The 10,109-nt window shown below is 72.6% G+C and carries 6 protein-coding genes and 1 pseudogene; 2 read left to right on the top strand and 5 right to left on the bottom strand.

The features are described 5' to 3' along the window. Window positions 1-1,455, top strand: a pseudogene (locus E1286_RS48545) (hypothetical protein); the annotation flags it as partial. Here E1286_RS48545 and scpA read toward each other — a convergent pair. The 5 genes from scpA to E1286_RS42930 form a co-directional block, all read right to left on the bottom strand. Continuing rightward, complete coding sequence (scpA, locus tag E1286_RS42910; RefSeq protein WP_132622462.1) at window positions 1,449-3,596, bottom strand: methylmalonyl-CoA mutase; 2,148 nt, start codon at window positions 3,594-3,596, stop codon at window positions 1,449-1,451. The pseudogene E1286_RS48545 and the gene scpA sit on opposite strands and share 7 nt — an antisense overlap. Then, entirely contained in the window at window positions 3,593-5,332 is a 1,740-nt protein-coding gene (locus E1286_RS42915; protein ID WP_132622464.1) for a methylmalonyl-CoA mutase subunit beta, read from the bottom strand. The genes scpA and E1286_RS42915 overlap by 4 nt, the downstream gene beginning before the upstream one ends. Before the next feature lie 78 nt (window positions 5,333-5,410). Further along, entirely contained in the window at window positions 5,411-5,947 is a 537-nt protein-coding gene (locus E1286_RS42920) for a peptidoglycan recognition protein family protein (RefSeq protein ID WP_187368307.1), read from the bottom strand. A gap of 74 nt (window positions 5,948-6,021) precedes the next feature. After that, window positions 6,022-6,960 (bottom strand): S-methyl-5-thioribose-1-phosphate isomerase, encoded by a 939-nt coding sequence (gene mtnA / locus E1286_RS42925; RefSeq protein ID WP_132622466.1) that lies wholly within the window; start codon window positions 6,958-6,960, stop codon window positions 6,022-6,024. Between the two features lie 35 nt (window positions 6,961-6,995). Beyond that, window positions 6,996-8,861: a CASTOR/POLLUX-related putative ion channel gene (locus E1286_RS42930; protein WP_132622468.1), complete on the bottom strand. Its 1,866-nt coding sequence runs from the start codon at window positions 8,859-8,861 to the stop codon at window positions 6,996-6,998. Window positions 8,862-9,032: 171 nt separating this feature from the next. Between E1286_RS42930 and E1286_RS42935 the strand changes: the two genes are divergently transcribed. Further along, the coding region (locus E1286_RS42935; protein ID WP_132622480.1) for a DUF5925 domain-containing protein at window positions 9,033-10,109 on the top strand (1,077 nt) is incomplete at its 3' end.

Raw genomic sequence — 10,109 nt, forward strand, 5'->3', positions numbered from 1 at the left:
ACCGAACCGCCCACCACCGCTGAGCCGGTCCCCACCGTCGGCCCGACCACCGCCCCGACCACCGGCCCGGCCCTCCCGGGCGTACGCGGCCCCGCGGCGCCGGCGGGCGGGCTCGGCGCCGCAACCGCGGAGCGGCCCCTGCCGCACCGCTCCTCGGCGTCTGCGGCGGAGGCGGGCCTCCCGCGACGCACCTCGACGCGTACGACGCCCGGCAACGGTCCCCGGACCGCCGCGGCCCTCGGGCCGCACACCGTCTCGGCACCGCACACCGGGGCGGCACCGTACACCGGGGCGGAACCCGTCTCCCCGCCCCTCGACGACCCGCCTTGGCCGCACACCGGGGCGGCGGTGCACAACGGTGAGGAGGAGACCGCCTCGACGCTTCAGGCGCTCTTCGACCTCTCCTCCGCCGTCGAAGCGCCGGGGGCCGGGTCCGGCCGGCCGGACGGACCGCCGCCTCGCAGGCCCGCGGCCAGGACACCCGAGCCGCCGGAGTTCAGCGCGCCGCCGGGTTTCGCCGATCCGGTGATGTCCGGGGTGGGACATTCGACGGCGCCCGCCGCGTCAGTGGGTTCCCCGGCGGGGGCAGCAGCGCGGGACGTGCCTGCGCCCGGGTGGCGGGATGACGGGCACGGGACCGCGGTGGAACACGACGCCGACGTGAGCGCGCGTCCCGCCGACGGCGCGCCGCGAAAAGGCGCCGTGTCGGACGATGACGGCGTGCACAGCGGTGACGGGCTGTCTCATCGCGACGGCCTGTACCACGACGGCGCATCCCACGAGGGCGGCCTGTCCGGCGGTGACGGACCGCCGCAGGGCGGCGACGTGGACGGCCGGGCCGAGGGCGGCGCCGGGAACCGTGGTGAGGGGCGCGGGCGGCGGGTCAAGACGGCGCTGGTCGCGGTGCTCGCCGGTCTGTGCGTGGTCGCCTTGGGCGGTGCGATCCTGTGGCTCACCCCGACGACGCCGACCTCGATGACCGCGAAGCTCGCCGTCGTCACCGACGCCCCCACGGCGCCCCCCGGGACCACTCCCCCACGAACCGGCACGCGTACGGCCCCGCCGAGCCCTCGGACGGACGGCACGCCCAGCGCGGTCTCCACCGACGCGACCGGCGGGAACACCCCGGCCGGCGCGGTCGGCGGGTTCGCGATCGCCCAGGTGCGCCCCGCCGGCAGCAGGGACGGCGTCTGCTGGTCCGGCGGCGAGGTCACCCTGCGCGCCCTGGTACGGCGGACCGGCGAGGCGACGAGCTTCGACTACACCTGGGTCATCGACGGCGCCGACGTCGCCCGCTCGTCGGCGGTCATCGGCGAGAACGGCCGCCGCCTCCTCGCCGCGCCCCGCCCCCTGAGGAGCACGGGCGGCGCCCACAGCGTCACGCTGCGGATCACCGCCCCCGTGGCCCTCCAGCGGACGGTCACGGTCACGATGTGCGAACAGGCGGCCTACTGACGGCCCCTGAGCTGCTCCAGCAGGTCGAGGGCGGCGTCGGCGATCACCGTGCCGGGCGGGAAGATGGCGGCGGCGCCCGCGGCGCGCAGCTCGTCGTGGTCGTCGGGCGGGATGACGCCGCCGACCACGATCATGATGTCGCCGGCGTCGCGGTCGGCGAGGGCCTGGCGCAGCGCGGGCACCAGGGTCAGGTGACCGGCGGCCAGCGACGAGACGCCCACGATGTGCACGTCGGCCTCGACCGCCTGCCGGGCCACCTCCTCCGGCGTCTGGAACAGCGGGCCGACGTCGACGTCGAAGCCCAGGTCGGCGAAGGCGGTGGCGATCACCTTCTGGCCGCGGTCGTGGCCGTCCTGACCCATCTTGGCGACCAGGATGCGCGGCCGGCGGCCCTCGGCGCGCTCGAAGTCGGCGCACGCCCGGCGGGCGCGTTCGATGTTCTCGGCCGGGCCTGACTCGTCGCGGTACACGCCCGTGATCGTACGCACCTGCCCGGTGTGCCGGCCGAACACGCGTTCCAGCGCGTCGGAGATCTCCCCCACGGTGGCCTTGGCGCGGGCGGCGTCCACGGCCAGCTTGAGCAGGTTGTGCTCCAGGCCGGGCGCGGGGTGACCGGCGGCCTTGGTGAGCGCGTCGAGGGCGCGCCGCACGGCCTCGCCGTCGCGTTCGGCCCTGAGCCGGGCGAGCTTGTCGAGCTGCCGGGCGCGTACGGCGCTGTTGTCGACCTTGAGCACCTCGATGGTCTCGTCGGCGCCGGCGCGGTACTTGTTCACCCCGATCACCGGCTGGCGGCCGGAGTCGATGCGCGCCTGGGTGCGGGCGGCGGCCTCCTCGATGCGCAGCTTGGGCAGCCCGGCCTCGATGGCCTTGGCCATGCCGCCGGCCGCCTCGACCTCCTGGATGTGGGCCCAGGCGCGTTCGGCGAGGTCATGGGTGAGACGCTCGACGTAGTAGGAGCCGCCCCAGGGGTCGATCACGTGCGTGGTGCCGGACTCCTGCTGCAGCAGCAGCTGGGTGTTGCGGGCGATGCGGGCCGAGAAGTCGGTCGGCAGGGCGAGGGCCTCGTCGAGGGCGTTGGTGTGCAGCGACTGGGTGTGGCCCTGGGTCGCGGCCATGGCCTCGACGCAGGTGCGGACCACGTTGTTGAACACGTCCTGCGCGGTGAGCGACCAGCCGGAGGTCTGGCTGTGCGTACGCAGGCTCAGCGATCTGGGGTTCTTCGCGCCGAACCCGGAGACGAGCCTGGCCCACAGCAGGCGCGCCGCGCGCAGCTTGGCGACCTCCATGAAGAAGTTCATGCCGATGCACCAGAAGAACGACAGGCGCGGCGCGAACCGGTCGAGGTCGAGGCCCGCGGCCATGCCGGCGCGCAGGTATTCGACGCCGTCGGCCAGCGTGTACGCCAGCTCCAGGTCGCAGGTGGCCCCGGCTTCCTGAATGTGGTAACCAGAAATGCTAATGGAGTTGAATTTCGGCATCTTTTCGCTGGTATAAGCGAAAATATCCGAAATGATGCGCATCGACGGCGTCGGCGGATAAATGTAGGTGTTGCGGACCATGAACTCCTTGAGGATGTCGTTCTGGATGGTCCCCGCGAGCTGCTCCGGCGCGACACCCTGCTCCTCGGCCGCCACGATGTACATCGCGAGCACGGGAAGCACGGCGCCGTTCATGGTCATCGACACCGACATGCGGTCGAGCGGGATGCCGTCGAACAGCTGCCGCATGTCGTAGATCGAGTCGATCGCCACCCCCGCCATGCCGACGTCGCCCGCCACCCGCGGGTGATCGGAGTCGTAGCCCCGGTGGGTGGCCAGGTCGAAGGCCACCGACAGGCCCTTCTGCCCGGCGGCCAGGTTGCGGCGGTAGAACGCGTTGGAGTCCTCGGCCGTGGAGAAGCCCGCGTACTGGCGGATGGTCCACGGCTGGTTGACGTACATCGTCGGGTACGGGCCCCGCAGGAACGGGGCGGCCCCCGGGTACGTGCGCAGGAAGTCGAGCCCCTCCAGGTCGGCGGCCGTGTAGAGGGGTTTGACCCCGATGCCCTCGGGTGTCTCCCACACCTCGGCCTCCGGCCGGGGCGCCGGGCCTGCGTCGGCCGGCCCGTCGCCCAGCGGGATGCCGGAGAAGTCGGGGATCATCGGGCCACCTCCAGGTCGTCGAAGGTCTCGCGGAGCACGGCCAGCGCGTCGCAGCCGGCGTGGAGATTGCCGTCCACCCCGTCGTAATGCCCCCTGCCGGCCAGCCACACCCTCCTCGCGCCCGCCTTGCGCAGGGCGGCGGCCACGGCGGCGGCGTGCTGCTCGTACAGCCGGTCGGTGGAGCACAGGCAGGCGACAGGCGAGCCGCTGACCGCGAAGGCGGTGGCGATCTGCTCGGGATCGGTGCCCGGCCCCGCGGTCTCGGTGGCCAGGCCGCCCGCCTGGAACAGGTTCGCGGCGAACGCGGCGCGCGCGGTGTAGGCGGCCAGGGGCCCGATGGTGGCCAGGAACACGGTGGGCCGTTCGGGCCGGGCGTCGGCCAGGTCGCGCAGCCGCTCGTACGGCTCTGCGTAGCGCACCCGGGGCAGCCCGCCCTCCTCCGGCACGGGGGCGGGGCGCCGGTGCACCGGCTTCTCGTGCAGGTCGGGGAACTCGCTGACGCCCGTGATGGGCAGGCGGCGGCGGGCGATGTCGGCCTCGCGGCGGGCCCGGGTGGCGGCGATGCGCTCGGACACCAGGCCGGCGGCCGCGTCGATGCCCCCGGCGGCCTCGATCTCCTGGAACCAGGCCCAGGCGGCCTCGGCGAGGTCGGCGGTGCGGCGCTCGACGTACCAGGAGCCGCCGGCCGGGTCGATCACGCGGGCGAGCGACGACTCCTCCAGCAGCAGCGACTGGGTGTTGCGGGCGATGCGGCGGGAGAAGTCGTCGGGCAGCCCGAGGCAGGCGTCGAACGGCTGCACGGTGACCGCGTCGGCCCCGCCCACCCCCGCGGCGAAGCAGGCGACGGTGGTGCGCAGCATGTTCACCCACGGGTCGCGGGCGGTCATCATGGCCGAGCTGGTGACGGCGTGCTGCCGCTGCCCGCCGGCCTCGGGGGCGCCGCACACCTCGGCGACCCGGGCCCACAGGCGGCGGGCGGCGCGCAGCTTGGCGATGGTGGCGAACTGGTCGGCGGTGGCGGCGTAGCGGAAGTCGATCTGACCGAGCGCCTGCTCGGCGGAGAGCCCGGCGCCGGTGAGCGCCCGCAGCTCGGCCACGCCACGCGCGATCGAGCAGCCGAGCTCCTCGGCGTCGCCGCCCCCCGCGTCGTGGTACGGCGTCGCGTCGACGGTGACGGCGCGCAGTCCGGGGAAGTCCGCGGCGCAGCGCACGGCCAGCTCCGCCGCGGCGGGCCCGTACGCGCTGGAGGCTCCGAGGTTGCCGGTCGGCGCGACGCCGCGGGCGGCGGCCAGCCCGAGCAGCGCGTCGGCGGCACGCGCGGTCAGCCGGCCGGCCTCCAGGACGACGGGGGCCAGGTCGAGGTAGACGTCCTTCAGCACCGTCGCGAGCGCGTCTACCGGGATCGCGTCGTCGCCGACGACCAGCCACAGCGAGGTGACGCCGTTCTCCAGGTCGGCCGGCACCGCCTCGGGGTCGGGCACGGCGTGCCGCTGCCGGACGTCCCATCCGGCGGCGGCGCGGGACCCCCGCACGTAGGGCGGCGCTCCGGGCGCGCCCGGGTCGCCGGGCAGGTCGTCGAGGTCGTAGAGCGGCGCGACGGTCAACCCGTCGTAGGTCGTGCGCGACAGCGCCTCCTCCGGCGAGCCGGCCTCGACGCCCGACTTGCGCAGGACCTCCAGCGCCAGCGCCCGCCAGTCGTCGCGTGATGTGGACGCGAACCCCGCTGCCAGTTCCATGATTCGGATACTAGGCGGTATGTCGCCGAGCCAGTAACCCCGGGCTTGCATGGTCCGGGGCAGGATCGCCGCGGTTGGTCACCGCACCGGAACGCCCGGACGGGGGGCTCCGTTGCGGATCCAGGCGTAGAGGTGGGCGCCGGGGCACTCGGTCGCGTACCCGTCGCGGTGGCCCTTGATCTCCTTGCCCGCGAAGCCCTCCTCGCGGATGTAGGCGATCGTGTCCAGGATGCCGTGCAGGATCCCGTCGGGCGGCTCGACCAGGCCGGACTCGCCCACCAGCCCGAGCACGGCGTAGTGGCCGACGTTGAGACCGGGGCCGTTGGCGGCGGGCAGCCGGTGCAGCCCCCGCCCCTCGAACACCTTCTGATGGGGACACACCACGAACGAGTAGCCCAGGTCGATCCAGCCGTTGCGCTCCATGTGGTACGCCTGGATCGCGCGTACGAGGTCGACGCACCCGCCGTGGTCGGTGACGATCATGGGGTCGACCCGGCCGCCGGTGTAGTGGACCTTTACTCCTCTGGCGGATTCAGAGTCGAGCTGTGTGTAGTCGCCGCGGGGCGCGCGAGCCTTCCAGTCGCGCCGCAACACCAGGTCAAGGGCCACGGTCATCTCCGAGAGTCGCTGTGTGACCACTGAGCGTAACGTGGCCAACGCGGAAAGGACTCGTGTATCGCGGATTTGCTCTACGGCCGGATCACGCGTCTTTCGGTGACGATCGCGGTGATGAGGTCGTGCGGGGTCACGTCGAAGGCCGGGTTGAGCGCCCGGGTGCCCTCGGGGGCCAGGCGCACACCCCGGACGGCGACGATCTCGTCGGCGCCGCGGTCCTCGATCTCGATGTGGTCGCCGGTCGGCGTGCGCGAGTCGATCGTGGACTCGGGGGCGACCACGACGAACGGCACCCCGGCGCGTTCGGCGCCGAGGGCGAGCGCGTACGAGCCGATCTTGTTGGCGGTGTCGCCGTTGGCGGCGATGCGGTCGGCGCCGATGAGCACGGCGTCCACCTCCCCCTTGGCCAGCAGGTACGGGCCCGCGGAGTCGGCGATGAGCCGGTGCGGCGCCTCCATCCTGGCCAGCTCCCAGGTGGTGAGCCGGGCGCCCTGCAGCAGCGGCCGGGTCTCCAGCACGAGCACCTCGGCCAGCCGCCCGCGCTCGTGCAGCGTCTGGACGACGCCGAGCGCGGTGCCGCGTTCGACGGCGGCCAGGCCGCCGCTGTTGCACACGGTCATGATGCGCAGCCGGTCGCCTTCGAGCAGGTCGGCCCCTCGCTCGCCCATGGCCCGGCAGGCGGCGATGTCGTCGTCGCGGACGCGCAGCGCGGCGGCGAGCACCGCCTCGCGGCCTTCGTGCAGGTGGGCGACGGCCTGGTCGACGCCCCAGGCGAGGTTGACCGCGGTGGGGCGGGCGGAGCGCAGCTCGGCGATCTGCGCGGGGTCGCCGTCGGCGAGGACGACGCCGAGCGCGCCGGCCACGCCGAGCGCGGGCGCGCCGCGCACGGCCAGCCGCCGGATGGCGTCCACGAGCTCGTGCACGGTGTGGATGCGCAGCACCAGGCACTTGTCGGGGAGCAACGTCTGGTCCACGAGCTCGATGGCGCCGTCGACCCAGTCGATGGTTCTCACAGGCAAACGGTAACCCCGGCGGAAGGAGAAGCCACTCAGCGCTCCGCGAGGACGATGACGGAGTCCTTCTCCCCCAGCGCGATGGTCTCGGACTTGTCGGGGTTGAGGACGATGCCGTAGTGCGGCGGCTCGTTGCGGCCCGCGGCGTCGCGGTAGCCGATGGCGGTCTCGCCCCGGCGCCGCGCCGACTCCACGATCGTGGAGAACGTCACCTTCGTGTCCGTCTTGACGTAGTCGCCGGCGGGGCGCGGGTAGATCTCCGAGCCGCGCGAGTCGAAGAGGTAGCCGAACACGTCCGCCAGGTGCCGGTTCTCGGCGAGCTGGGCCAGCAGCAGGCCGATGACGGTGTCACTGATGACGATGTCGTCGGCCTCGGTGACCTCGGCCAGGGCCCGGTTGTTCTCGTCGTGCATCTCGCTGACGATCGAGTAGTGCTCGCCGAGCGTGCGCTGCATGTCGCGCAGCTGCAGCAGCGTCATGAGGGTGCGGGTGTCGGAGTGATGGGGCTCGAAGCGGTCGTCGGACAGCACGATGACGTGCTGGAAGAGGCCGACGCCGAGCGACTCCAGCGCGAACCTGTCGGTGGTGTCGCAGTCCTTGACGTTCACGGTGAGGTTCTTCAGGCCGGCGAGGTCCGTGCCGGCCTTGGGGTGGTCGGCGGCGATCTCCAGGACCGCGCCGTGGGTGACGTAGCCGTCGAGGTGGCGGACGATCTGCTCGGCGCGGCCGTTCCAGTTGAGCAGGAGCATGCGCTCGGGCTCGCGGGCCGGGGGCGCCTGCGGGGTGACGATGGCCGGCTCGTCCACCGACGGCTTGCCGGCGGCCAGGCGTACGTGGGAGTCGTCGTGGGCGATGACGATGACCTGGTCATCGGCGTCGATGACGGTGTCCATGGGCGGGTTGAGCACGACGCCCGACGGCCGCCGCAGGCCGATCACGCAGGCGGTCTGGTAGCCGTGCAGGGCCTCCCCGTAGGTGACGCCGATAAGCTTCTTCGGGGTGCGCATGTAGATCTCGCCGCCGTCGAAGTTGAGCAGGTCCATGCAGACCACGGACATGCCGGACTGACGCGAGGACTGCACGATCAGGCGGGAGGCGGTGTCGTCGGAGTCGACCAGGTGCACGTCGGGGCCGCCGGCCAGGCGGGCGGCGGCGATGTTGCGGCTGGAGGTGAGCGCCGCGACCACGGGCGGGTGCGGGCCCTCGCGCTTGGCCAGGGCGAGCAGGATCTTGATCACGTGGGCGTCGGGGTCCTCGCCGTCCGGGGAGAGCACGACCACCGAGTTGGCCTCGGCGAGGTTCATCAGGGCGAGGTCGTGCGGCTCGGTCGGCCGTCCGGTGCGGCACACCAGGCGGGTCCTGCCGAGGCCGACGTGCTCGCGGATGGCCTCCTCCATCTCGAGCTTGTCGCGGTCGGCCAGGACGGCGATCACCGAGCCCTTCCGGCTGGCGTGCGCCTTGACCAGCTCGCCGACGATCGTGAACACCTGATCGGACCAGCCGAGCACCACCGTGTGCCCCGACTCGACGATCCGGGAGCGGCCCCGGCGCAGGCGGTCCACCTTCTGCTTGAGCCCGTTGGACAGCAGGCCGACGAGCATGCTCACGATGAAGATGCCGCCGAGCGACCCGGCGAACATCACGGTCATGTACGCGACGGAGCCCTTGTCGCTGGCCACCTTGCTCGGGGTGAGCGCGTGCATGAGCGAGATCCACAACACCTCGCCCGCGTGGCTCACGCCGTCGGGCTCGCCCGGCGCCAGCCACAGCGTGAGCGCGGCGGTGACCGCGATCAGCGCCACGGAGACCACGGCCAGCCAACCGATCAACGAGGTCGTGCCCTTCGACATGGTGTTGTCGAACCAGTACCGCACCCGCTCACGGAACGTGACCTTCGACACTTCCCCGATACCTCCGCGTAAGGAGTGATTTGACCCGACGACACAAGGTACCGGTCGATCTTGGCGCCCGTAGCGACAAAGGATCAAAGCGGTCCATACGGATTGCGGGATGACGCACTTTTTCCATCAAATGCTTCGACATCCGACCACGTGGAGGAGATCATGAGCTTCATGTCTGTGATGAGGGAGGTGCCGTCCACGAGTTCCGACTCCTCCGGGGTCCCGATGAACATCTGGCTCGACGACACCGACTCGGCCGTCGACGTCATCGACGCGCTGGCGTTGTCGCCGTTCGCCACGGGGGCTCAGCCATGGTCGCGCCTGGCCAATCTGGAGCGCGTACGCCCCGAGGCCACGCTCAGCCCCGCCGAGGGGCGCCTGCTGCGGGCCGCGCGGATCCAGGACGGCTCGGAGTCGCGGCTCATCGCGGGTGACGGCTGGACACTCCGGGTCGTACGCCACCGCAACCGCACCGCGACCGTCAGCGTGACGGCGATCAGCGACGACCTCGCCAGGTCGGTGCTGGCGGAGAGCATCGCCGGGGCCGAGGAGGCCGCGCCCGACGTCGACCACGTGGAGATGGGCTTCTGGTGGCGCGGGACGCACGGGGGCACCCGTTCGGAGAAGCCGATCACGGCGCAGCCCTGGACGGAGATCAGCAAGAACTACTCGGCCAAGGTCCGCCCCACGCTCGACCGGCTGATGTCGATCACCCCGGCCGACGTGAACGGCCGGCTCATCCTGCTGCACGGCCAGCCGGGCACCGGCAAGACGACGCTGCTGCGCTCGCTGGCCAAGCAGTGGAAGGACTGGTGCCAGGTCGACTGCGTGCTCGATCCGGAGCGGCTGTTCAACGAGCCCGGCTACCTCATGGAGGTGGCCGTCGGGTACGACACCGACGAGGAGGCGCAGCGCTGGCGGCTGCTCGTGCTGGAGGACTGTGACGAGCTGATCAGCGCGGGGGCGAAGGCGCAGGCGGGGCAGGGGCTCTCGCGCCTGCTCAACCTCACCGACGGTCTGCTCGGCCAGGGGCGTGACGTCCTGGTGGCGATCACCACCAACGAGGACCTCACCCGCCTGCACCCCGCCGTGGTCCGCCCGGGCCGCTGCCTGGCGCAGCTGGAGGTGGGGCCGCTGAGCAAGGAGGAGGCCGTCGCGTGGCTGGGCTCCTCCGAAGGCATCGGCCCGTCGGGCGCGACCCTGGCCCAGTTGTACGCCCTCCGCGCCGGCGCCGACCTCACCCCACCC

It is taken from the genome of Nonomuraea terrae, from assembly GCF_004348995.1.
Taxonomy (GTDB): Bacteria; Actinomycetota; Actinomycetes; order Streptosporangiales; family Streptosporangiaceae; genus Nonomuraea; species Nonomuraea terrae.

Excerpts from the sequence above, each read along its gene's own strand:
- scpA (WP_132622462.1), bottom strand. The coding sequence starts at position 3,596 with ATGATCCCCGACTTCTCCGGCATCCCGCTGGGCGACGGGCCGGCCGAC.
- E1286_RS42915 (WP_132622464.1), bottom strand. The coding sequence starts at position 5,332 with ATGGAACTGGCAGCGGGGTTCGCGTCCACATCACGCGACGACTGGCGG.
- E1286_RS42920 (WP_187368307.1), bottom strand. The coding sequence starts at position 5,947 with ATGACCGTGGCCCTTGACCTGGTGTTGCGGCGCGACTGGAAGGCTCGC.